This window comes from Actinomycetospora lemnae (genome assembly GCF_028737315.1).
Taxonomy (GTDB): Bacteria; Actinomycetota; Actinomycetes; order Mycobacteriales; family Pseudonocardiaceae; genus Actinomycetospora; species Actinomycetospora lemnae.
Genome location: NZ_JAQZAO010000003.1, coordinates 232,377 through 255,222, shown reverse-complemented (window position 1 = coordinate 255,222; position 22,846 = coordinate 232,377). Strand labels below are relative to the sequence as shown.

24 protein-coding genes are annotated in these 22,846 nt (G+C 75.7%); 15 read left to right on the top strand and 9 right to left on the bottom strand.

Annotated features, from left to right (window positions below):
* The first annotated feature begins 110 nt into the window (after nt 1-110).
* A complete protein-coding gene (gene helR / locus PGB27_RS08150) occupies nt 111-2,318 on the top strand; it encodes an RNA polymerase recycling motor ATPase HelR (protein WP_274199862.1) in 2,208 nt (735 codons plus the stop codon).
* A gap of 18 nt (nt 2,319-2,336) precedes the next feature.
* Nucleotides 2,337-3,086 (top strand): hypothetical protein, encoded by a 750-nt coding sequence (locus PGB27_RS08145; protein ID WP_274199861.1) that lies wholly within the window; start codon nt 2,337-2,339, stop codon nt 3,084-3,086.
* On the opposite strand, the gene PGB27_RS08140 is transcribed toward PGB27_RS08145, so the two are convergent.
* Nucleotides 3,069-4,028 (bottom strand): hypothetical protein, encoded by a 960-nt coding sequence (locus tag PGB27_RS08140; protein WP_274199860.1) that lies wholly within the window; start codon nt 4,026-4,028, stop codon nt 3,069-3,071. The two genes, PGB27_RS08145 and PGB27_RS08140, sit on opposite strands and share 18 nt — an antisense overlap.
* Nucleotides 4,029-4,144: 116 nt before the next feature.
* Here PGB27_RS08140 and PGB27_RS08135 point away from each other — a divergent pair, with 116 nt between their 5' ends.
* Entirely contained in the window at nt 4,145-6,103 is a 1,959-nt protein-coding gene (locus PGB27_RS08135; RefSeq protein WP_274199859.1) for a SpoIIE family protein phosphatase, read from the top strand.
* Nucleotides 6,104-6,117: 14 nt separating this feature from the next.
* Here PGB27_RS08135 and PGB27_RS08130 read toward each other — a convergent pair whose 3' ends face one another.
* Together PGB27_RS08130 and PGB27_RS08125 are read right to left on the bottom strand one after the other, a co-directional pair.
* Entirely contained in the window at nt 6,118-6,687 is a 570-nt protein-coding gene (locus tag PGB27_RS08130; RefSeq protein WP_274199858.1) for a hypothetical protein, read from the bottom strand.
* Between the two features lie 33 nt (nt 6,688-6,720).
* Complete coding sequence (locus PGB27_RS08125) at nt 6,721-6,966, bottom strand: helix-turn-helix domain-containing protein (RefSeq protein WP_274199857.1); 246 nt, start codon at nt 6,964-6,966, stop codon at nt 6,721-6,723.
* A 79-nt stretch (nt 6,967-7,045) separates the two neighbouring features.
* Between PGB27_RS08125 and PGB27_RS08120 the strand changes: the two genes are divergently transcribed.
* A complete protein-coding gene (locus PGB27_RS08120; protein ID WP_274199856.1) occupies nt 7,046-7,846 on the top strand; it encodes an enoyl-CoA hydratase-related protein in 801 nt (266 codons plus the stop codon).
* 4 nt (nt 7,847-7,850) lie between these two features.
* On the opposite strand, the gene PGB27_RS08115 is transcribed toward PGB27_RS08120, so the two are convergent.
* Complete coding sequence (locus tag PGB27_RS08115) at nt 7,851-8,306, bottom strand: CBS domain-containing protein (RefSeq protein ID WP_274199855.1); 456 nt, start codon at nt 8,304-8,306, stop codon at nt 7,851-7,853.
* A gap of 34 nt (nt 8,307-8,340) precedes the next feature.
* Complete coding sequence (locus tag PGB27_RS08110) at nt 8,341-10,512, bottom strand: molybdopterin-containing oxidoreductase family protein (protein WP_274199854.1); 2,172 nt, start codon at nt 10,510-10,512, stop codon at nt 8,341-8,343.
* A 296-nt stretch (nt 10,513-10,808) separates the two neighbouring features.
* On the opposite strand from PGB27_RS08110, the gene PGB27_RS08105 reads away from it, so the two are divergent.
* From PGB27_RS08105 to PGB27_RS08095, 3 genes are read left to right on the top strand one after another with little or no spacing between them, the layout of a single operon-like run.
* Nucleotides 10,809-11,159 carry a cupin domain-containing protein gene (locus PGB27_RS08105; RefSeq protein ID WP_274199853.1) on the top strand — a complete coding sequence of 117 codons (351 nt, stop codon included), beginning with the start codon at nt 10,809-10,811 and terminating at the stop codon, nt 11,157-11,159.
* A gap of 3 nt (nt 11,160-11,162) precedes the next feature.
* A complete protein-coding gene (locus PGB27_RS08100) occupies nt 11,163-12,302 on the top strand; it encodes a GAF domain-containing sensor histidine kinase (RefSeq protein ID WP_274199852.1) in 1,140 nt (379 codons plus the stop codon).
* Nucleotides 12,299-12,955, top strand: coding sequence for a response regulator (locus tag PGB27_RS08095; protein WP_274199851.1), 657 nt, complete (start codon nt 12,299-12,301; stop codon nt 12,953-12,955). Before PGB27_RS08100 ends, PGB27_RS08095 begins: the two co-directional genes overlap by 4 nt.
* Before the next feature lie 5 nt (nt 12,956-12,960).
* Here the strand turns inward: PGB27_RS08095 and PGB27_RS08090 are convergent, their stop codons facing one another.
* Genes PGB27_RS08090 through PGB27_RS08080 form a run of 3 tightly spaced genes read right to left on the bottom strand, consistent with a single transcriptional unit; the run spans nt 12,961 to nt 16,131 of the window.
* Entirely contained in the window at nt 12,961-14,355 is a 1,395-nt protein-coding gene (locus tag PGB27_RS08090; RefSeq protein WP_274199850.1) for an alkaline phosphatase family protein, read from the bottom strand.
* Nucleotides 14,352-14,882 carry a cytidyltransferase gene (locus PGB27_RS08085; RefSeq protein WP_274199849.1) on the bottom strand — a complete coding sequence of 177 codons (531 nt, stop codon included), beginning with the start codon at nt 14,880-14,882 and terminating at the stop codon, nt 14,352-14,354. The genes PGB27_RS08090 and PGB27_RS08085 overlap by 4 nt, the downstream gene beginning before the upstream one ends.
* A gap of 13 nt (nt 14,883-14,895) precedes the next feature.
* Entirely contained in the window at nt 14,896-16,131 is a 1,236-nt protein-coding gene (locus PGB27_RS08080; protein WP_274199848.1) for an acyl-CoA dehydrogenase family protein, read from the bottom strand.
* Nucleotides 16,132-16,206: 75 nt separating this feature from the next.
* Between PGB27_RS08080 and PGB27_RS08075 the strand changes: the two genes are divergently transcribed.
* From PGB27_RS08075 to PGB27_RS08045, 7 genes are all read left to right on the top strand, one after another.
* Complete coding sequence (locus PGB27_RS08075; RefSeq protein ID WP_274199847.1) at nt 16,207-16,725, top strand: isochorismatase family protein; 519 nt, start codon at nt 16,207-16,209, stop codon at nt 16,723-16,725.
* Between the two features lie 60 nt (nt 16,726-16,785).
* On the top strand, nt 16,786-17,151 hold the full coding sequence (locus PGB27_RS08070) for an ArsR/SmtB family transcription factor (protein ID WP_274199846.1): 366 nt from the start codon (nt 16,786-16,788) through the stop codon (nt 17,149-17,151).
* On the top strand, nt 17,126-17,638 hold the full coding sequence (locus tag PGB27_RS08065) for an SRPBCC domain-containing protein (protein ID WP_274199845.1): 513 nt from the start codon (nt 17,126-17,128) through the stop codon (nt 17,636-17,638). The genes PGB27_RS08070 and PGB27_RS08065 overlap by 26 nt, the downstream gene beginning before the upstream one ends.
* Before the next feature lie 84 nt (nt 17,639-17,722).
* On the top strand, nt 17,723-18,547 hold the full coding sequence (locus PGB27_RS08060; RefSeq protein WP_274199844.1) for an MOSC domain-containing protein: 825 nt from the start codon (nt 17,723-17,725) through the stop codon (nt 18,545-18,547).
* Entirely contained in the window at nt 18,544-19,305 is a 762-nt protein-coding gene (locus PGB27_RS08055; RefSeq protein ID WP_274199843.1) for a crotonase/enoyl-CoA hydratase family protein, read from the top strand. The genes PGB27_RS08060 and PGB27_RS08055 overlap by 4 nt, the downstream gene beginning before the upstream one ends.
* A 42-nt stretch (nt 19,306-19,347) precedes the next feature.
* A complete protein-coding gene (locus tag PGB27_RS08050) occupies nt 19,348-19,797 on the top strand; it encodes a DUF1707 domain-containing protein (RefSeq protein ID WP_274199842.1) in 450 nt (149 codons plus the stop codon).
* A 78-nt stretch (nt 19,798-19,875) separates the two neighbouring features.
* A complete protein-coding gene (locus PGB27_RS08045) occupies nt 19,876-20,322 on the top strand; it encodes a hypothetical protein (RefSeq protein WP_274199841.1) in 447 nt (148 codons plus the stop codon).
* Here the strand turns inward: PGB27_RS08045 and ligD are convergent.
* Nucleotides 20,319-22,574 (bottom strand): non-homologous end-joining DNA ligase LigD, encoded by a 2,256-nt coding sequence (ligD, locus tag PGB27_RS08040; RefSeq protein WP_274199840.1) that lies wholly within the window; start codon nt 22,572-22,574, stop codon nt 20,319-20,321. The genes PGB27_RS08045 and ligD overlap by 4 nt on opposite strands.
* On the opposite strand from ligD, the gene PGB27_RS08035 reads away from it, so the two are divergent.
* Nucleotides 22,573-22,806: a hypothetical protein gene (locus tag PGB27_RS08035; RefSeq protein WP_274199839.1), complete on the top strand. Its 234-nt coding sequence runs from the start codon at nt 22,573-22,575 to the stop codon at nt 22,804-22,806. The genes ligD and PGB27_RS08035 overlap by 2 nt on opposite strands.
* Nucleotides 22,807-22,846: the final 40 nt, after the last annotated feature.

Genomic DNA, 22,846 nt, shown 5'->3' with positions numbered 1-22,846 from the left:
TCCCCTTCTCCCGCCGTGTCCAACGTATAGCGCGTCGGGGGTCTTGCCGCAAGACCCGGGTCGTCCCGCACCATTCTGCGCATCGCACCGCCGATGTGGCGAGGAGGCTCGTGTCGGATCAGGGACACATCGAGGAATTGCGCTCCGAGCAGCGCTACGTCGCCGGGCTCCACGCGCGCCTGGACGCCGAGCGCGGGCGGACGCGGCGGGCGCACCGCGATGCGCTGCGCAGCGACGGCGAGTCGCCGACGGACCGCGACGTGCGCGTCCGCGCGCTCGCGTCGCAGGTCAGGCGGCTGGACGTGGCCGACAGCGGCCTGTGCTTCGGGCGGATCGACACCGAGACCGGCGAGCGCCGCTACATCGGCCGGATCGGGATCCTCGACGAGGACGACGAGTACGCGCCACTGCTGCTGGATTGGCGCGCCCCGGCAGCACGACCATTCTACACCGCGACCGGCGCACATCCGGAGGATCTGCGCCGTCGTCGCCAGTTCCACACGCACGGGCGCCGACTGGTCGATTTCTCCGACGAACACTTCGGCGAACTCGACGGGGAACTCGACGGGGAGTCCGGCGGCGACGAGGCCCTGCTCGCGGCGGTCGACGCGCCGCGCGGCGAGGGCATGCGCGACATCGTCGCGACGATCCAGGCCGAGCAGGACGAGATCATCCGCCTCGACCACCCCGGCGTCACGGTGATCGAGGGCGGGCCGGGCACGGGCAAGACCGTCGTCGCCCTGCACCGCGTCGCGTACCTGCTCTACACACAGCGCGAGCGCATCGCGCGGCACGGCGTGCTCGTCGTCGGCCCGAACCCCGCGTTCCTCGACCACATCGGGCGCGTGCTGCCGTCGCTGGGCGAGACCGACGTCGTGTTCGCGACGCCCGGCTACCTCGTCCCGGGCCTGTCCGTCACCGCCGAGGACACGCCCGCGGCCGCGCGCGCCAAGGGGTCGCTCGCGATCCTCGACGTGCTCGCGAACGCGGTCGCGGACCGCCAGCAGGTGCCCCACGAGCCGCTGGAGATCGAGCTGCAGGACCTGACCGTGCGCATCGACGCCGCCACCGCGCAGTGGGCCCGCGAGGAGGCGCGCGCGAGCGGGCGCCCGCACAACGAGGCGCGGGCGGTGTTCCGCGAGGTCGTCGTCTACGTCCTCACCGAGCGGGCGATCACGCGGATCGGGCGGGGCTGGCTGACCCGCGACGACCGCACCGCGTGGGAGCAGATGCGCACCGAGCTGACCGACGAGCTCGCCGAGCACGAGGGGTTCGCCGCCGCCCTCGACGCGCTCTGGCCGGTCCTGACCCCGCAGGACGTGCTGGCGACGCTCTCCACCTCGCCGGAACGGCTGCGGGCCGCCGGCGCCGACCCGGCGCTGCTCCGCCCCGTCGGCGACGCCTGGACGGTCTCCGACGTGCCGCTGCTCGACGAGCTCGTCGACCTGCTCGGGCGCGACCCGACGGTGGTGCGCGCCGAGGAACGCCGGGTCGCGGCCGAGGAGCGGGCGGAGGCGGAGTACGCCGCCGGCGTCATGGAGATCCTCACGCTGGACACCGAGGAGCTGGACGAGGACCTCGGCGTGCGCGTCGACGACCTCACCCACGCCGGCGTCCTCGCCGAGCGCTTCGAGGAGACCGACACCCGCGAGCTCGCCGAGCGCGCCGCCGCGCACCGCGACTGGACCTACCGCCACGTCGTGGTCGACGAGGCCCAGGAGCTCTCGGCGATGGACTGGCGCGTGCTCATGCGGCGCTGCCCGGGTCACGGGTTCACCGTCGTCGGCGACCTCGCGCAGCGCCGCTCCCCCGCCGGGGCGACGTCGTGGGGCGAGGTGCTCGACCGGTACGTGCCGGGGCGGTGGGTGTACCGGTCGCTGACGGTCAACTACCGGACGCCGGCCGAGATCATGGCCGTCGCCGCGGGGGTGCTCGCGGCGTTCGCGCCGGACGTCGAGCCGCCGGAGTCGGTGCGGGCGAGCGGCGTCGCCCCGTGGTCGCGGCAGGTCGGCGCGGACGAGCTGCCCGCGGCGATCGCGGCGTTCGTCGCCGACGAGCAGGGCCGGCCGGGGACCAGCGTCGTCATCGGCCCGCCCGACGTGCCCGGGGCGACCGCGCCGTCGGCGACCAAGGGCCTGGAGTTCGACGCCGTGCTCGTCGTCGAGCCCGAGCGGATCCTCGCCGACGGCCCGCGCGGACCGGCCGAGCTCTACGTCGCCCTGACCCGCGCGACCCAGCGCCTCGGCGTGCTGCACCACGCGCCGCTGCCGGCGGTGCTGCGGGGGCTCACGGAGGTGGGGGCCCCGGTGCCGTCGTAGCACGGGGACGATGGGCGCGTGGCCACCGCGATCCCGCACACCGAGGCGGTCCTGCGGCTGCCCTGCCTCGGTCCCGAGCCGCTGCCGCTGGGCCGCGCCCTCGACGCCCTCGTCGGGTACGCGGGCGCCCGACGGTGGCTGCGCCTCCGGTCGCCGGGGACGCCGGAGGGTCGCTGGGTGGCGGTGCCGGCCTACGGGTGGGCGCGGTTCGACACGCGCCCGGCCGCCCACGGGCTCGACGCCGAGGTCCTGCTGGGCGAGGGCCTGCACGGGCGCCTCGACCGCGACGGCTGGCAGGCGGTCCACGACGCGCTCACCGCGACCGCGCCGATCGTCGACGCCCTCGTCGCGCAGGCCGCGGGGCGCGCGTTCTGGGACCTGCCCGACGAGGAGCTCTCGGTCCTCGGCGAGCCCGGGACCGTCGGCGCGCTGCTGCGCCGGCTCGGCGAGGAGGCCGGGCCGTACGGCGCCCACGTGCTCGCCGCCCGGCACCACGCCCACCCCGACCTCGTCCCGCACCTGACGCGCACCACGCGCCGCGCCCTGCTCCCCCACCTCGAGGAGGGCGACAGCGGCGTCGAGGCGGTGGTGCACCGGGACCTGCGTGCCAACGCCGACGCGTTCGCCGCCCTCGAGGCGGCGGTCGCGGCGGCCGTCCCCGATACCCGCCCGACGCGCCTGCGCCTGCACGACGTCCTGCTCTGGCTCACGACCACGCTGCGCCGCGCCCACGCGGAGGATGCCGGCCGGTCAGGCGAGGAAGCGTGACCGGTAGCGCCCGGCCAGCACGAGCAGCGCGAGCTCGACGACGACGGCGCTGACGACGAGCTCGGCGTCGAGGTAGCCCAGCGCGACGTTGACCCCGGCGAGGGCGACGAGCAGGCCCGCGCGGCACAGGCGCACCCCGACCCGGTCCCGGCCGAGCGTCAGCGCACCCGCCGCGAGCACGAGCAGCACCCCGACGACGGCCTCCCCCGCCGACGCGACGACGAGCATCGGTGGGCGCGTGCCCGGCGGCACCACCCGGTCGTCGAGGACGATGCTGACGTCCGGGTCGCTGCTCCAGAGCGCGACGAGGACGACCAGCCCGACCAGCGAGAGCAGGCCGAGCAGTGCCGACCCGGTGATGAGCAGCAGGCGGTGCGCCCAGCGGGGGAGGAGCAGGGACTCGGCGCGCAGGAGGGCGCGGACGGCGGCGTGGTGCTCGGTGGGCGTCCTCGCGGGCGCGGGCTCGCGGTGGCGCGCCAGCACCGACACCCCGAGCACGCCGAGGAACACGCCGTAGATGATCGGCGCGGCGAGCGGGGTGAAGTAGTCGTTGCGGGCGGTGATGAACTTGCCGACCTCGTCGACGAAGAGCCCCGACCCGACACCGACGCAGACGGCGGCCACCCGCGGCACCCAGTCGTTGCTCCACAGCAGCGCGACGAGCCCGCCGAGCAGGAGCAGCAGCCCGCCCCACAGCGCGTGGGCCAGGTGGTACTCGCCGCCGCCGATCTGCGGGTAGCCCGTGAGCTCGAGGTAGAGCCGCGTGACGACGACGGTGACGCCGAACGCCACGGCCACCAGGCGCACGCCGGCCGCGGCGTCGGGGCGCAGGACCGGGGCGCGGGAGGGCGGCGGGACCGCACATGGCGCGGCCGGGGGTGCCGTGGCGGTGGGCGACCGGTCGTCCTCGTCGTCCGACGCGGGCACCGCGGTCGTCGTCATCGCGTCCCCCCGCACAGTTCTCGGTGCTCCGACGGTAGTGAGCGGGGCAAGCGGTCCGGTGCGGGTCGCCCGGATGCCCGCGTGTGGGAGGGCGGGTGCCGGGTCACCTAGGTGGCATGGCAGCGGACGAACCGGTCGACTCGCCGGCGGGCACACCGGCCGACGTCGTCGCCGCCTTCGAGGAGATCCCCGCCGTGCTCTGGGCGTTCGAGGGCCCCGAGCACCGGGTCGTCGCCGCCAACCGCGCCGCGCGGGCGACGATGGGGTTCCGGGCCGGGATCGTCGGGCGCCCCATCCGGGAGGTCGCGCCGGAGCTCGAGGGCCAGCAGGTGTTCGAGACCCTCGACGAGGTGTTCACGCGCGGCGAGCCGGTGATCGGCGACGAGCGGCGCATCCTCGTCGACCGCGACGGCGACGGTCGCCTCGAGGAGGACTGGTTCTCCTACACGTTCGTCCCCACCCACCACGCCGACGGCTCGGTGCGCGGCATGACCGTGCACGTCGCGCGGGTCACCGACGAGGTCCTGCGGCGTACGCAGGCCGAGCGCTCGGCCGCGGAGTCGGAGCGCCGCCGCGCGGCCGCCCAGGACCTCGTGCTCACCCTGCAGCGCTCGATGCTGCCCGCCGGCCTGCCGGTCCTGCCGCGGGTCCGGCTCGCCGCGCGCTACGTCGTCGCCGAGCGCGAGCTCGCGGCCGGCGGGGACTGGTTCGACGCGGTCCCGCTGGACGACGGCCGGCTGGCGGTGGTGGTGGGCGACGTCGTGGGCCACGGCGCCGAGGCCTCCGCCGCGATGGGCCGGCTGCGCGCGGTCGGCGGCAACGCGCTCGCGGGCGGACGGGGGGTCGCGGGCACGCTCGCCGAGCTGGACCGCTTCGCCGCGCGCGAGCGCACCACCCGCGCGGCGACCGTGTGCGTCGCCGTCCTCGACCCGCGCAGCGGCGCGCTCGAGGTCGCGGCCGCCGCCCACCCGCCCCCGTTCGTCGTCACCGCCGGCGGCTCCGCGCGGTGGGTCACCGGCGGCGTCACGGGCCCGCTCGGCACCGGCGCGCCGGCGCCGACGCCGGTGCGCGACACGCTCCGCGCCGACGAGGTGCTCGTGCTCTACACCGACGGCCTCGTCGAGCGCCCGGGACACACGCTCGACGAGGGCCTCGCGGCGCTCGCCCGGACCGCCGTGGCCGCCGGGCACGAGGACGTCGAGGCCGGCACGACCGTGCCCGCCGCGCGGGTCGACCGGATCGCCGCGCTCACGGTGGAGCGCATGGGCTGGACCGGCGGTGGCCACGCCGACGACGCCACCCTGCTCGCGGTGCAGCGCACGGCGGCGCCGCCGTCGCCGCTCGCCGTCGAGGTCCCCGCCGAGCCCCGCGGCCTCCGTCGGGTGCGCCGGGCCCTCGACGCGTGGCTCGACGACGTCGGCGTGGGCGAGGACGACGCGTCGGCGCTGGTCCACGCGGTGGGCGAGGCCGTCACCAACGCCCTCGAGCACGCCCACCCGGAGCCGCCCGCCGACGGCGTCGGCGCCCGGGTCGACGCCGTCCTGGACGACGGCGGGCGGGTGCACGTGACGGTCGCCGACGCCGGACGCTGGCTGCCGGCCCCCGAGGACGCGGGCGGGCGCGGGCGCGGGCTGATGATGATGCGCGGGCTCGTCGAGCGGGTGGACGTGGCCACCGGGCCCGGCGGCACCACGGTCACGCTCGTGACGCCGGTGCGCCGCGACGTCCTCGTCGGCTCCTACGGCGACGAGACCGCGGCCACGGTCCGCGACACCGGCGAGGACCTCGCCACCGAGCTGCGCGACGACGTGCTCGCGGTGACCGGACCGATCGACGCCGAGACCGTCGAGCGCTTCCGCCACCGCGTGCTCGAGGCCGCGCGCGGCGGCGCCCGCGAGGTGACGGTCGACCTCGACGGCGCCTCGGTCTTCTCCAGCTCCGCGGTGCAGGCCGTCCACGACCTGCGCCGCGACCTCGCCGGCCTGCGACTGCACGCGTCCAGCGACAGCGTCGCCGGACGCGTCCTCGCCCTCACCGGCCTGGACGACCTGCGCAGCGAGACCGCGCAGGCCTGACCGCCCGGGCCGGCTCAGCCCTCGTCGGCGGCCTTCTGCAGCGCACGCTCGACGGTGGTGCGGTCGCGGTGGTCACGCTCGTGCTCGAGCGCCCGCTGGGCGGTGTCCGGCTCCATGCGCCGGGCCTCCTTGGCCGCCTCGTCCGCCTTCAGCTCGTCGAGCTCGGCGCCCTTGCGCTCCTTCTTCGCCGCGGCGGTGTTCGGGACGTCGCCCTGCCCGTTCTTCGAGGCCTCCCGCTTGCGCCGGCGGGTCTCCTCCTTCTCCTCGTCCGGCATCTGCTCCCACGCCTTCTTCGGCAGGTAGCGGTCGGTCTCGCCGTCGCCGCGGGCCTGTGTGGAGCCGTCGGCGGTCTGCCACTCCTCGTCGGTCCACTGGGCGAGGCTGCGCTGGGCGTCGGTGGGTTGGTCGGGGTGCTCGTAGCCGCCGCCCTGCTTCTCGTACTCCTGCGTGAGCAGCTGGCTCTTGCGGGCCGACCACTTGCCCGGGGCCCCGCCCCTGTCGGACTGCTTGATCTCCTCCTTGAGCTCCTCCCGCAGCTCAGGGTGGGTGTAGTCCTTCGCGTAGTCCTGTGCGCCCTTGGCCATGGTGGCGGTTACCCACCCTGGCCGAACCCGCCCTCAGGTCGTCCGGGGCCGGCGGCCGCCGCGGGGCCGCAGGGTCACGCCGGCGTCGAGCAGGAGGCGGCGGACGTGACCGAAGCTGCGGCCGGTGTCCTCGGACAGACGCATGAGGCTCACGCCCGCCGCGTACCGCTCGACGAGGTACCGCGCGAGCGCGGCCCGGTCCGTGTTCTGGGCTCGTCCTGCCGTCGACCCCGCCTTCGTCCCTGCCTTCGACACCGCCGTCGACACCGTCTGCGACACCAGCGATCTCCCTCCGTCGGCCTGCGCACGACGGTAGGGACCCGCGGGCGTCGTCCCGGGAACCGTCCAGGATTGAGACATGACCTCCCTGTGGCCCGAGACCCCGCCGCCGTCCGCCGAGGAGGTCGCCGCGCGGGTGCGGACCGAGCGCCGCGGCCACGTCCTCCTGGTGCGCATGACGCGCGGCGACAAGCGCAACGCCGTCGACGCCGCCATGACGATCGCGCTCGACCGCGCCCTCGACACCCTCGACGACGACCCGGAGCTGCGCTGCGGCGTGCTCAGCGGCGGGCCCGAGGTGTTCTGCGCGGGCACCGACATCGCGGTGGGGCCGGGCGCGCCGACCCCGCGGGGCGGCAACTACGGCGTCGTCGCCCGGCGGCGGACGACGCCGCTGGTCGGCGCGGTCGAGGGCATCGCGTTCGGCGGCGGCTTCGAGATCGCCCTGGCGTGCGACGTGCTCGTGGCCGGGCGCACCGCGCGCTTCGGGCTGCCGGAGGTCGGGCTCGGGCTCGTCGCCAACTGCGGGGCCCTGTTCCGCGGGCCGCGGGCGCTGCCGCCGATGGTGGCGCGGCAGATGCTGCTCACCGGCGACCCGCTCGAGGCCGCGCGGGCGCACGCGCTCGGCCTCGTCGGCGACCTCGTCGAGCCCGGGCAGGCCGAGGAGCACGCCCTCGCGCTGGCCGAGCGCATCGCGGCGCGCTCGCCGGTCGCCGTGACGGCCACGCTCGCCGCCCTCGACGCCGCGCTGCAGGACGCCGACGCGCAGGGCTGGGCCGACACCGAGGCCGCCGTCGCGCGCGTCCTGGCCGGCGAGGACCGCGTCGAGGGCGTGTCCGCGTTCTTCGAGAAGCGGCCGCCGGTGTTCCCGGGGCGCTGAGCGCCTACTGCTCGGGCCGCTCGGCCCGCTCGGCCCGCTCCCGCTCGCGGGCCTCGACGTCCTCCCGCGAGCAGAAGCCCCGCCCGTGGCGCTTGCGGCAGAGCAGGCCGAGCAGCGCGCCCTGGTCGTCGACGACGGCCAGGCGCCGGCCCGTCATGGCCTGCCGGACCGCGTGCAGGTCGGCGTCCGGCGCGACGGTCCGGCCGTCGAGGCGTCCCCGGTCCACGACGGCGCCGGACGCCGGCGCGCCCTCCAGGTCCCCGCGCTCGACGACGGCGAGCAGCTGGGGACCGTCGACGACGAGCACCGCGTGCACGTGGTCGTCGGCGAGCACCGCCCGCGCCTCCGCGACCGTCGTGTCGGGCGTGGACGTCTTGGGGCACGCGAGCATCGCGTCGGCGACCGTCGCCCCGGCCGGCGGCGTGCCACCGCGACAGAGCGCCGCGGACGGGGTCGTCATGGCGGGCCTCCCGGCGCGGTCGTTCCACGGTCGACTACAGCCCGGCGAGGGGCTCGGGGATCGGGTCGTCGGCGACCTTCTCCACCTCCACCAGATTGTCCGAGTAAACCCCGGCGTTGCCCAGTTGGTTGTGCCGATCGGCGGTGATCGTGTTGACGGTGCTCCCCGACGCCTTGTCCTGCCAGTGCCCGACGTTGGCCATGACCAGGCCCGGCATGACGATGTCGTCGACCACCGCAGGGCCGCAGAAGCCGCCGCGGTCGTTGAACACCCGGACCATCTCACCGTCGAGGATGCCGCGCCCGGCCGCGTCGTCCGGGTGGATCCACACCCGCTGGTCCCCCTGGGCGCGCTGCTTCGACTCGGCGTTGGCGTACTGGCTGTTGAGGAACGCGTGCGGCTTCGGCGAGACGATGTTCATCGGGTAGCGCTCCGCCAGCTCCGGGTCGGACTCCGGCGACTCGAACGGCGGCACGTAGTCCGGCAGCGGGTCGACGGGCTCGCCGGGCTGCATGGCCTCGTACATCGACCGCCACACCGGCACGACGAAGTTGCCGCCCTCGGCGAGGCTGGACCGGAACTCGCACTTGCCCGACGGCGTCGGGAAGTTGCCCTCGGCGTGCGGGGCCCGCTCGTGGGGCAGCCCGACGTTCAGCCGCGCCCAGCCGGTCTCCTTGAGCGAGTCGTAGGTGATGCCCTGCAGCGCCGGGGCGTCCCAGTCGTGGAAGTCGCGCAGCATCTGCTCGTCGGTGCGGTCCCAGTAGTCGTCGGTGAAGCCCATGGTCCTCGCGAGCCGGCGGAAGAGCTCGGAGTTGGGGACGCACTCGCCCGGCGGCGCGATCGCGGGCTGGTTCAGCGAGATGTAGAGGTGGCCCCAGGTGACCATGATGTCGAGCTGCTCGGCCTGCATGGTGGCGGGCAGCACGAGGTCGGCGAACTTCGCGGTGTCGTTGACGAAGTGGTCGCTGACCACGGTGAACAGGTCGTCGCGCATCAGGCCCGCCATCGTCTTGGCCTGCGCCGGGCCCTGCGAGACGGGGTTCGAGTTGTAGACGAACAGGGACTTGATCGGCGGGTCGAGCGCCATCTCGCCCGTGAGCGCCATGCCGAGGTCGAGCTCGTTGATCACCCGGGTGCCCTCGGGGATCCACTCCGGCATGCAGATCTTGTCGAAGAGCGTCGGGAACTCCCAGATCGGCATCTCCATCGTCCCGCCGCCGACGTGGCGCCACGCGCCGACGAGCGCGGGCAGCGACGTGATGGCGCGGATCGCCTGCCCGCCGCCGCGGCTGCGCTCGATCGCCACGCCCTGGCGGATGGCCGCCGGCTGCGTCGTGGCGTACTCGCGGGCCAGGGTCCGCACGTCCTCGGCCGGGACGCCGGTGATCTCCTCGACGCGCTCCGGCGGGTACTGCGCCGCCCGGGCCGCCAGCTCCTCGAAGCCGACCGTGTACTTCGCGACGTAGTCGTGGTCGACGAGGTCCTGCGCCACGATCTCGTGGATCATCCCCATCGCGAGCGCGCCGTCGGTGCCGGGCCGGATGCGGATGTGCCAGTCCGCCTGGCGGGCGGTCCGGGTCCGCACCGGGTCGATGACGACGATCTTCGCGCCGTGGTTCTTGCGGGCCTCGAGCAGGAACGGCCAGCCGTGGAGGTTCGTGCTGGTCATGTTCATGCCCCACACGACGATGTAGCGCGAGTGCGCCATCGACTCGACGTCGAGGCCGCCGGTGCCGCCCACGGTCATGTGCCAGGCCGTCGACGAGCCCGACTCGCAGTAGGTCTTCTCGGCGACGCTCGCGCCGAGACGGTTGAAGAACGCGTCGCCGGCGGTCAGGCCGTTGATGACGCCCTGGTGGCCCAGGTACGCGTGGGGCATGATCGCCTGCGGTCCGTGCGCGGTGATGATGTCGGTCCAGCGCGACCGGATCTCCTCGAGCGCCTCGCCCCACGTGATCCGCTCGAACTGCCCGGCGCCCTTCGGGCCGACCCGCCGCATCGGGTGCAGCAGGCGGTCCGACTGGTAGTGGTGCTCCGGGAAGTCCTTGAGCTTGACGCACAGGCCGCCGCGCGTCATGGGGTGCTCCGGGTCGCCCTTGACGTCGACGAGACGGCCGTCCTCGACGTGGTAGAGCATCGCGCAGGTGTCCGGGCAGTCGTGCGGGCAGGCACCACGGATGATCTTCAGGTCGCGTGCGAGCGTCATGGTCGCGTACCTCCGCGCGGCGGGTCTCGGGTGGTGGCGGCGCGGGCACTGCCCGTCGGCCGTTTTCCCAGTCACGCAGCGCGGAATTGCGTGCGCATGACACGCCCGTAACGCCCGCGTCAATCGAGGGGACGTCTGCATCTGCAGGTAGAAATGACATCGAGACGTTTCTTCTCGATGACGCCGCAGCTCAGGGCGTTGCCGGCTCGTCGTACCAGCAATTGCAGCTGTCGGCGGACGACGCCGCTCGCTACCTTCCCGACAACGGATTCCCCTCCCCGAAGGAAGTGCGCCAGATGGTGACCCAGACCTCCGAGTACGCCCGTTCCGCTGCCACCGCGGACGAGTGGGAGCCGTTCATGGCCGGCGGGGAGGCCGTCGGCGAGGTGCACTGGATCCGCACGGAGGGCGCGGAGGGCGCCACGCTCCACGTCGGCCTCTGGCGCTCGGAGCCGCAGAGCTTCCCCTACCCGTTCACCGCCGACGAGACGATCCACGCCCTCGAGGGCGAGCTCGTCGTCGACCTCGTCGAGAGCGGCGAGCAGGTCGTCCTGCGCCCCGGCGACGTGGCGTCGTTCGTCAAGGGCACGAAGTCGACGTGGACGGTCACCGAGCCGTTCAAGAAGCTCTTCGTCATCAGCGGCTGAGCCGTGTGCTACTCGGTCAAGTCGATCGAGGACGTCCGCCGGCTCGTCGTCGCGACCCGCGGCCTGGCCGGCCTCGCCGGCGCCCCGGCGCTGGTCGCCACCGCCTGCCGGCGCCTCGCGGACCTCGTCGACACCGACGTCGTCGCCGTGGCCCTGCTCGACGGCGACGACACGCTCGTCGTCGGGGCGTCGGCCGGCCCCGTGCCCCTCGAGGGTCTGCGCCTCCCCCGCGGGCCCGGGCTGGGGTGGCGCGCGCTGCGCCGGGCGATGGTGACGACGACGGGCGACTGCGCCGCCGATCCCGACGCCGACGCGCTCGCCCGGGCGGTCGCCGCCGACGGGGTCCGGGGGCTCGGCGCCGTCCCCGTCACGTGGGGCGGCAACTGGCTGGGCGTGCTCTACGCGGGTCGGCGGGGCGGGCGGGTCTCCCCGCACACCACGTTGCTGGTGAACGAGTTCGCCGCGTCGCTCGCGCCGCTGCTGGTCAACGCCGTCCGCGCCGAGCAGGCCGGGCGGATCGCCGTGGCCGAGGAGCGCCGGCGCATCGCGCAGGAGCTGCACGACACCGCGGGCCAGCTCCTGTTCCGGATCTCGATGTCGGCGAAGGAGATCCAGCAGGGCGCGGCCGACACGGCGGGGACGGTGGCGGCCGCCCGGTCGATCGAGCTCGTCGCCGCGGAGGCGTCGGGCTACCTGCGACGCGCGATGCACAGCCTCCTGCCCGCCGACGACGCCCTGCCCGTGACCCTGCGCCGCGACGTCGCCGCGTTCGCCGCCCGTGCGGGGATCACCGCCGAGCTCGTCACCCTCGGCGAGCCGGCGCCCGCGCCACCCGAGGTCGAGGGGCTCCTCGTGGCCGTCCTCCGCGAGGCGCTGCACAACGTCGAGAAGCACGCCGGAGCGGGCGCGGTGCTGGTCTCGCTGGCGTACCGCCCGCGTGCGGTGTCCCTCGCCGTCGAGGACGACGGCAAGGGCCTGCCCGACGACCTCGCCCTGCACCCCGTGGCCCGCCGCGGGTCCGGGCTCGGCATCCCCGGGCTGCTCCAGCGCGTGGCCGGGGTCGGCGGCGAGCTGACCGTCACCGGCAACGACGACGGCGGGACGAGCCTGCGCGCCACCGTGCCGACCGGGCGCACGTCGTGACGGGGGTGACGGCGCGGCCGCGGGTGCACTCGGTGCTCATCGCCGACGACCACCCCCTCGTCGCCCACGGCATCCACCGGGTGCTCGCCGCCGCGCCCGACGAGTTCGTGGTGGTCGCCACCTGCCACTCGGGTGCCGACACCCTCGCCGCGGCCGCCCGCGAGGCACCCGACCTCGTCCTGCTCGACGTCCGCCTCGGCGACCGCAACGGGGCGGACCTCTGCCGCTCGCTGGCCGCCGAGGCGCCCCGGGCCCGGGTGGTCATGCTGACGGCGTTCAGCGACACCGAGAACCTGCGCCGGTGCCTCGAGGCGGGCGCCGCGGGCGTGCTGCTCAAGGGCTCACTCGACCTCGACCTCGTCGGGGCGCTGCGTGAGGTCCGCGACGGGCGGATGGTCGTCGACGACGGCATCGCCTGCGCGCTCGAGGCCGCCGGCGGGCTGCTCGCCGACACCGCGGTCCCGCGGCTGCGGCCCCGCGAGGTCGAGGTGCTGCGGCTCATGGCGGCCGGGCGGACCACCCGCGACATCGCCGCCGACCTCGACCTCACCGTCAACACCGTGCGGACCTACACCCAGGCGTTGATGACACGCCTCGGGGCGCACACCCGCGTGCAGGCGATCGTCCTCGCCCAGCAGCTCGACCTCATCTGACCCCGTCAGTCCGACCGGGCACCCGGGAGCCCGGGCGGCACGACCATCGCCTCCGGGGCGTCGGGCAGCGCGAGGGTGGCCCGCGCGGTCGGGCGGTGGCCGAGGAACGCGGCGCGGTTGGCGTGGCCGAGCAGCAGCGGCAGCAGCTCGCGCGCGGTGATGCTGCCGTACCAGCCGGCGCACGCCGGGCCCTCGCCGAACGCCGTGACGGCGTCGGGGCGCACGGTGGGCCCGGCGACGACCAGCGGGGTGGGGTCGCCGGTGTGCAGCACCCCGCCCGTCGAGGGCGTGGCGTGGTCCCCGGTGACGGCGACGACGGCGTGCTCGGCGAGCGCGAGCAGCGGCGCGAGCCCCGGGTCGGCCGCCTCGAGCACCTCGAGCTTCGCCCGCGGGTCCTTGGTGTGCCCGGCGTCGTCGGTGGCCTTGGTGTGCACGTGGACGAACGCCGCGCCCTCGTCGAGGAGATCGCGGGCGGCGGCGAGCCGGTCCTCGAGCTCGGCGCCGAGGTCGGTGCGCGGGTCGAGGGAGGGCGGCACGTGCCGGCTGCGCAGGCCGAGCAGGGCCGCGAGACCCCGGTAGAGCCGGGTGCTGGTCACGGCCGCACCGGGAACGCCGACCTGTTCGACGAACCCCGGCACCGGCCCGCGCACCCCGGACCACTTGGTCGTCAGCACGTCGAGCGCCGGCAGCCCCCGATCGCCCCGGGCGGCGTTGCGGGGGTGCTCGACGAGGGCCGCGCGCACGGCGAGCAGCAGCGCGGTCAGCGTGTCGGCGGTGGGCGCCGCGTCGGGGGCGTCGTCGTGGGGGAGCACCCGCAGCCAGGGGTGGCGGTCCTCGAAGAAGGGGTCGGAGTCGGTGACGGCCCCGGCGGACGGGCCGGCGTGGTCCGGCAGCACCAGCAGCGCCTCGCCCCGGCTCCCGAGCGGTGCGAGCCGCACCCCGTGGCCCGCGGCCACCTCGCCGACGACGTCCAGCAGCGCCGCCGCGTCCTCCCCGTCGGTCGACGCGACGCGCCCGGTGATCCACACCCGGCCGTCGGGGCCCACCGCCGAGGTGCGCAGCGCGGCGTGGGTGACCGCGACGTCCGGCGGGACCTCGATCCCCGCGCCGAGCGCCTCCAGCACCGCGCGGCCCGGGAACGGCACGTCGGCGTAGCCGAACACCGCCCAGTGCGCGAGCTCCGACGACGGCGCCCGGCCCCACCCGAACGGCAGGTGCCAGCCGGAGGCTCCGCGGGCGGCGAGCTCGTCGAGCACCGGGGTGTGCGCCGCCTCGGACGGCGTGCGGCCGCCGAGCTCGGGCACCGGCCGGTCGCCCAGGCCGTCGAGGACCACGAGCACGACGGGCAGCCGGTCGTCGTCGAGCCGCGGCTGGCCCTCGCCGTACCCGGGCGGTCTCACGCGCGGCTCGCCCGCCGGCCGAGCAGGTCGCGCAGCACCGGGACGGTCGCCGGCGGCACGAGGGACACCCAGCTGTCGTCGCGGAACCCGGCACGGATCGTCGCGGCGTCGAGCTTGGTCGCCGGGTCGCCGTCGACGACGACCACCGCGTAGCCGCCGTCGGCGAGCCGGCCCGCCTTGTCCGCCTCCCACGCCGAGTACGCGCGCACGTACTGCACCGCGTCCCGCGGCACGTACTCCGGCCACAGCTGCGGGCGGGTGAGGTCGAAGGGGACGACGGTCGCGCGGTCGGCCAGGCCCGCCCCGGCGAGCGCGGCGGCGAGGAGGCGGGCGCGCTCGAAGTAGGTGAACGGGTTGGCGTCGTCGGTGTGCCGGTGCGCCGAGGTGGCGGCCGCATGGCGCGCCCCGGTGTCGGGGTTGGTGACGGCGACCACGAGGTGATCGTGCTCGGCGAGGGCGAGCGCGAACAGCTCGAGGTGCTGGGCGTGCACCGGCTGGAAGCGCCCGGTGACGGCGGCGAGGCTCACCGGCTCCGACCGATCACCGCGAGCCCCGCAGCAGCCCGCGGGCGATGGCGTTGCGCTGGATCTCGACGGTGCCCGCCGGGATCTTGAGGTTGCGCGCGATGCGGAAGAGCTTCTCCTCCGGCGACCCGAGCCGCAGGCCCGTGCCGCCGTGCACCTGCACCGCGCGGTCGGTCACGCGGAAGAACGCCTCGTCGTTGATGACCTTGACCAGGCTCGTCAGGCGCGGCGCGTCGGGGTGCAGCGGCATCCCGAACGCCCCGCCCGGCAGGTCGTCGAGCTCCGCCTGCGCCTGCAGGGAGGCGGCGCGCGCGGCGTACAGGTCGGCGTCCATGTCGGCCAGCATGTGCTGCACCGACTGCAGCTCGGCGATCGGCGCGCCGCCGGAGGTGCGCGTCCGCGCGCGGTCGAGGGCCCGCTCGAGCAGCCAGGAGCCCCAGCCCGCGCACATCCCGCCGCGGCACAGCCGCCGCCAGTTGATCCACGCCATCGCCAGCGCGAACCCGTCGCCGACCTCGCCGACGACGTCCTGCGCCGGCACCCGCACGCCCTCGAGGTGCAGCTCGCCGGTGAGGCCGTCGTTCAGCATCGTCGGGATGTCGCGGCCGCGGGTGAAGCCGGGGCTCGCCGCGTCGACGAGGAACATCGACAACGAGCGGGTCCCGGCCCCGGGCTCGGTGACGGCGACGACCTGCACGACGTCGGCGAAGTGCGCGTTGGTGATCCAGGCCTTGGTGCCGTCGAGGATCCAGTCGTCGCCGTCGGGACGCGCGCGGGTCTTCATCGCGAGCACGTCGGTGCCGACGGCGATCTCGGTGTTGGCGAACGCGGCGGTGATCTCGCCGGCCACCAGCGGGTCGAGCCAGCGCTCCCGCGCCGCCGGCGAGCAGTGCTCGATCGCCGGGTTCGGGCCCTCGGTCCAGGCCAGCGCGGCGAGGCCGAGGCCGAGGCCCGCGTGCCGGTAGACGAACTCCTCGACGTGCTGCATCTCCGCGCGCGTGAACCCGCCTCCACCCACCTCGCCGCCGACGTGCGGCGTGTACAGCCCGGCCGCCGCCGAGCGCCGCTGCACCTCGCGGCGCGCCTCCCACACCGCCGGGTGCATGCGGCCGGCCTCGTCGAGGCGGGGGTTGAACGCGGTGCCGACGTCCTGCTCGGCGAGGTCGGCCTCCAGCGGCGCCACCTCCGCCTCCAGGAACGCGGCGAAGCGCGTGGTGTAGTCGGCGACGCGGTCGGTGCGGCCCGTGGTCACGCGCATGCCCTACGGCGCGCGGGGAGGTCCCGTCAACCGGCCGGCGCTCGCCGGTCTGCCTCTACCCTCGGGGGTGTGCCGCTGCTGACCGCCGGGGACTCGACCCTGCTCGTCGTCGACCTGCAGGAACGCCTCATGCCCGCGATCGCCGGGGCGGACGCCGTGCTGGAGAACACCGGCCGCCTCGTGCAGGCCGCGTGCCGGCTCGGGGTGGGCGTCGCCGCGACCGAGCAGAACCCGGAGGGGCTCGGGCGCACCGTCGGCGTCGTCGCCGATCTGCTGCCCACGCCCGCCGTCGCGAAGACGTCGTTCGCCGCCGACCCGGACGTCGCCGGCCCGGGCACCGTCGTCGTCGCCGGGTGCGAGGCGCACGTGTGCGTGCTGCAGACCGTGCTCGCGCTGCGCGCGGCGGGTCGGGAGGTCGCCGTCGTCGCCGACGCGGTCGGCAGCCGCCGGGAGGCCAACCGCGACCGCGCGCTCGACCGGGTGCGCGCGCACGGCGTCGACGTCGTCACCACCGAGATGGTCGTGTTCGAGTGGCTGGGCTCGAGCGAGGACGCGGCGTTCCGCGAGGTCCAGAAGCTGATCAAGTGACCGCCCTGGCCTCGTCGTCACCCTTCCGCTAACGTTCGTCTTCGCTGACGGAGGTGCGCGATGACCGAGGACGACGACCCGGAGGGCGTGACGCTGCGCGCCCTGGTCGAGCCGCGGCGCCGCTCGATCCTGCGCCTCGTCGCGCACGACGAGCTCTCCGCCGGGGAGATCGCCGCCGCGTTCGACGTCACCCGGCCCGCCGTCAGCCAGCACCTCACCGTGCTCAAGGACGCCGGGCTGCTCACCGAGCGACGCGAGGGCACCCGCCGGCTCTACCGCGCCCGCCCCGAGGGCCTCGACGGCCTGCGGGAGTTCCTCGAGGACATGTGGGCCTCGTCGCTGGACACCGCACGCCGCCTCGTGGAGGCCGGCCGAGAGAGTGGACACAGGGGGATCGCCGATGACGAGCACCACGCCGCGGGCTGACACCGCCACCGTCACCACCCTGCGCCGGCCGCCGATCCGGCAGGCGACGATGGTGCGCAGCACCCGCGAGCACACGTTCGACGTCTTCGTCGCGACGATCGGGCAGTGGTGGCCGTTGCAGCCGTACTCCGCCGGCAAGGAGCGCGTGCGCACGGTGGAGGTCGAGCCGCGCCTCGAGGGCCGGGTCTTCGAGCGCTGGGACGACGGCACCGAGTGCGACTGGGGCCGCCTGCTCGCGTGGGAGCCGCCCGCGCGGCTCGTGATGTCGTGGAACATGACCCCGGAGCCCACCGAGGTGGAGCTGACGTTCACCGCCCTCGGACCCTCGCTCACCCGCGTCGCCGTCGAGCACCGTGGCTGGGAGGCCCTGTCCGACGCCCAGCTCGGCGAGGACTGCGCCCGTCCCGGCGGCTACCTGGGCGGCGCTTTCGTCCAGGGCTGGACCGAGGTGCTCGGCCGCCTCGCCGCCGCCGCCGAGGCGAGCTGACGGCGGGCGCGTCCCGCCCCGCGTCCGGATACGGTCGCCGGACCGGGACCGTCGCGGACGTCGGACCCGGGGAAGGGACGACGGATGCGGATCACGGCGCTGTGGCGGTACCCGGTGAAGTCGATGCTCGGCGAGCCCCTGGAGGTCTCGCGGGTGGACGCGGGCGGGGTCGCGGGCGACCGCGCGCTCGCGCTGGTCGACGACGTGACCGGCATGGTGGCGACGGCCAAGCACCCCCGGCTGTGGCGCGGCCTGCTGCGGTACACGGCCGCGTCCGGCGACGGCGGGGTACGGATCACCTCGCCCGCCGGCTGGACCCGTGACGCCCTCGACCCGTGGGTCGTCGACGCGCTCGCCGGCGAGCTCGGCCGTCGCGTGCGGGTGGCGACGGACCGGCCCGCGGCGGCCTCGGTCGAGCGCCCGGACCCCGAGGAGGTGCTGGACCGGGGCGTCGAGGCCGAGGTCGCGGCGCCGACGCTGGAGATCGCCCAGGGCACCACGGGCGGGTCGTTCGTCGACCACTCCCCCGTGCACGTCATCACGACCGCGACGCTCGCCGCGACGGGCGCCGAGTCCCTGCGCTACCGGCCGAACATCGTCGTCGAGACCCCGGACGGCACCGACCCCTGGGTCGAGAACACCTGGATGGGGCGCGAGCTGCACCTGACGCGGGACGACGGGTCGACGGTGACGCTCACGGTGTCGTTGCCGACGCCGCGCTGCTCGGTGCCCACGCTCGAGCACGGCGACCTGCCGCGCGCCCCGCACGCGGTCCGCGAGCCGATGCGCGCCAACCGGGTCGAGGTCCCCGGCTTCGGCGTGCTGCCCTGTGCCGGTGCGTACGCGCAGGTCACAAGGGGTGGCGAACTGCGGGTCGGCGACACCGTGACCCTGGGCGACGCGCCGTGACGGTGCGGGTCGAGCGCCACGACGCGGTCACCGTCGTCAGCCTCGACCGCCCCGAGCGGCGCAACGCCGTCGACCGCGCCACCGCCGAGCGCCTCGCCGACGCCTTCCGGGCCTTCGACGCCGACGACGACGCGGCCGTCGCGATCCTGCGCGGCGAGGGCCCGTCGTTCTGCTCGGGCGCGGACCTGCAGGCCGTCAGCACCGGTCACGGCAACCGCGTCGACCCCGACGGCGACGGGCCGATGGGGCCGACCCGGCTGCAGCTGTCGAAGCCGGTGATCGCGGCGGTGCACGGGCACGCGGTCGCGGGCGGGCTCGAGCTCGCGCTGTGGGCCGACCTGCGCGTCGCCGACACCACGGCGGTGTTCGGGGTGTTCTGCCGGCGCTGGGGCGTGCCGCTCATCGACGGCGGGACGGTGCGCCTGCCCCGGCTGATCGGGCGCAGCGCGGCGATGGACCTCGTGCTCACCGGCCGGCCCGTCGACGCCGACGAGGCGCTGCGCCTCGGCCTCGCGAACCGCGTCGTGCCGGCGGGCCGGGCGCTCGACGCGAGCCTGGAGCTCGCCCGGACGCTCGCGGCCTTCCCGCAGACCTGCCTGCGCCACGACCGCGCGTCGCTGCTCGAGCAGGAGGGGCTCGACGAGGACGAGGCCCTGCGCCGCGAGTTCGCGCACGGACAGATCTCGCTGCAGGCCGACACCGTGGCCGGCGCGACCCGCTTCACCGAGGGCGCGGGGCGGCACGGCTCGGGGGTGTGACGAGGGGGTCACGGCGGCGGCGGTCGGTGGCATGCTGGCGCCGTGACCGAGCCGGCGCCGCCTCCCTCCGGCCCGCCCTCACCGCGCATCGGCACCGCGGAGCGGGACGCGGCCCTGGCGGCGCTCGACGCCCACCTCGAGGCCGGGCGTCTCGACGTCGAGGAGTACGGCGAGCGCAGTGCCCGGGCCGCCGAGGCGCGCACGGCCGCCGACCTCGAGCCGCTCTTCTCCGACCTCCCCGACCCGCGCCCGCCGTTCGGTGCCCGCCCGGCGGCGCCCGCGCCGGCCGCCGCTCCGGCGCCGGACCGCGCCCCGGCCACCCGCCGTGAGCCCGGCGCGCTCGCGCGGTACGGGCCGGCGATCAGCGGCGCGCTGCCGATCCTCGCGCTGGTCCTGTTCCTCACCGTCCCGATCCCGAACGCCTGGGTGTTCTTCCTGCTCATCCCCCTCGGCGGCTGGCTCTTCGCGAGCTCCCGGCGCGACGGGAGATGACCCTCGACCCGCGCCCCGCACCGGAGGACCATGCGCTGCACAGGCGGGCGGTCGGGGCGAGGGACACGGGGTGAGGACATGACGCACGCGGCAGGGCCGGCCGGTCCGAGTGGCGCACCGACGGTGCGGATCGCGCACGGCGGGCGGCGCTCCACCAAGCCGTGGCAGATCCTGTCCGCGATCGCCCTGCTGGCGATGGGCGGCATCCACCTCTGGCTGGTGTTCAACGGCACCGGTGGGGTGCTCGGGAACCTGTTCATCCTCAACGCGATCGGCGCGCTGGTCCTCGCGGTCGCCGTGGTCGTCACGCGCGGGGAGCTGCTCGCGATCTCCGTCGTGCTGGGCCTGCTGTTCCTCGCCGGCACGCTCGCGGCCCTGGTGCTCGCCCTCACCGTCGGGCTCTTCGGCATCCGCTCCAGCCTCGACTACGACCTGGCGCCGACCACGCTCGTCGTGGAGTCGATCGGCACGCTCGTCCTGCTCGTCACCACGGTGCTGGTGCTGCGGCAGCGGCGCCGGGTCTAGAGGGACGGCAGCGTCTGCGCCCGGCCGAGCAGCGGCCGCAGCGGGTCCCCGACGTCGGCGAGGCGGTCGAGCGCGGTCCGGACCGTCCAGCGGTCCGGTGTCAGGTCCGGGTCGTCCAGCTCGTCCCAGGTGATCGGCATCGAGACCGGCGCGTCCGGGGACGGGCGCGGGCTGAACGGCGCCACGAGGGTCTTGTTGATCGCGTTCTGCGTGTAGTCCAGCCGCGCGAGCCCGCGGCGCCGGTCGGTGTGCCACTCCCACGACACGAGCTGCGGGACGGTCCGGCCGACGGCGCGCGAGAGCTTCTCGACCCACGCGCGGGTGTCGTCGAAGGTGTAGCCGTCGGCGATCGGCACCCAGATCTGCACGCCCCGCTTGCCCGTCACCTTGGGCGCCGCCTCGGCGCCCACGTGCGCGAGGGCGGTGCGGTAGAGCCGGGCGAGCACGAGCACGTCGGCGAACCCCACGGCCGGCCCGGGGTCGATGTCGATGAGCGCCCAGGTCGGCTGGTGGACGTCGGGCAGGCGTGACGTCCACGGGTGCAGCTCGATCGCCCCGTAGTTCGCCAGCCACACCAGCGCCGGGGTGCTGTCGACGACGAAGTACTGCTGCGTCTCGTCGGGCGCCGCCTCCGGGTTGCGCCAGCGCCGCAGCCACCCCGGCGCGTGGTCGGGGACCTCCTTCTGCCAGAAGCCCGGGCGGGCCGTGCCGTCGGGGTAGCGGTGCAGGTTCACCGGCCGCCCGGCCAGGTACGGCAGCAGGTACGGGGCGATCCGGGCGTGGTAGCGGATCAGCTCCCGCTTGGTGACGGGCGGGCCGGCCTCGCCGGGGACCAGCACCTTGTCCAGGTTGGTCAGCGCGAGCTCGCGCCCGCCGACGGTCCAGCTCCCCCGCGCGCCGAGGGCGTCGAGCGCGGCCAGCTCGTCGTCGGACGCCGCGGCCTGCTGCGCGGGGTCGTCGGGGGCCAGCGGGACCTCGGCGTGCTCCGCGGGCGCCTCGGACACCCACAACGCCGTCGGGGCGGCCGCGACCTCGTCGTTGGTGCGCCCGCTGGTCACCGAGTGCGGGTGGTCCTCCGGGTCCCAGCCGTCGACGGCGTGGTCGTCGCGCTTGTGCACGAGCACCCACTGCTCCTTGCCGTTCGAGGAGCTCGACGAGCCGTCCCCCCGTCGCCGGACCAGCACGAACCGCCCGCGCAGCTTCTCGCCCTCGAGGTCGAAGTGCAGCTCCCCCGCCGCGAGCGCCGCCGCCGGGTCGTCGGTGCGGGCCGGCGTCCACGTGCCGCGGTCCCACACGATGACGTCACCACCGCCGTACTGGCCCTTCGGGATGACGCCCTCGAAGTAGGCGTAGTCCATGGGGTGGTCCTCGGTGCGGACGGCCATGTGCCGCGCGGCGGGGTCGAGCGTCGGCCCGCGGGGCACGGCCCAGCTCGCGAGCGCGCCGTCGACCTCGAGGCGGACGTCGTAGTGCAGCCGCCGGGCGCGGTGCCGCTGCACCACGAAGATCGGCGTCGCGTCGCTCGGGGCGCCCCCGGCGGGCTCGGGCGTCGCCGCGAAGTCGCGCATCGCGCGGTAGGTGGCGAGCCGGTCGTCCCCCGACCGGGTCGGCGGGGTGACGAGCGTCCGCACCCACGCCGACGACCGGCGCCCGGACGCGTAGCCGGTGTCGCGGCGCTTGGCGACGACCCCGGCGAGCCCCTGCTCCCGGGCGAGCGCGAGCACCGCGGCGGGCGCGGCCTCCGTCGTCGCCGGCGCCACCGCCACCCGTGGCCACGCGTCGAGCCCGAGCTCCTCGAGGCGGGCGCGCCGCTCGTCCCACGGGCGGTCGCGCAGGTCGTCACCGTCGACGCAGAGCACGTCGGCGAGGTAGAGCGAGACCGCCGCCTCGTCCCGCGCCCGCTCGTCCGGGGCGGTCCGGGCGGCGCGGTCGGCGAGCAGGTCGGGGCGGGGTCGGCCGCGCTCGTCGAGCACGACGACCTCGCCGTCGAGCACCAGGCCGTGCTCGTGTCGAGGTGCGCGATCTCGGGGTAGGAGCCGGTCACGTCCCGGCCGTCGGCGTCGGTCAGCCGCACGCCGCCGGGCACGGTCGTGACCAGCACGCGGACCCCGTCCCACGTCAGTTCGGCCGCCCACCCGGGCCCGGTCGGCGGGGTGCCGTCGGTCGGGAGCATCGGACGCTCGGGCCCGGGACGTGCTGCGGTCACCCCGCGGCGGTACCCGATCCGGGCCGGGCGGGTAGCCGGGGGCCATGTCACGACCAGAGCAGGCCCAGCAGGACGCGCAGGACGAGTCCCTCGACGCCACCGACGTCGACCCCACCGGCAACGCGGTCGACAACGACGCCGTCGCGGCGAAGGACAGGGCCGCACAGGACACGGGGCAGGACACGGGGCAGGACACGGGACAGGACACGGCGCCGGGAACGGCAGCAGGGTCTGGGCGCGAGCACGAGGGCGACGAGGAGGAGGCCAGCCCGACCTGAGCCGGTCCGACCCGGCGCGGCCGGCGTGCCCGTGGGCTAC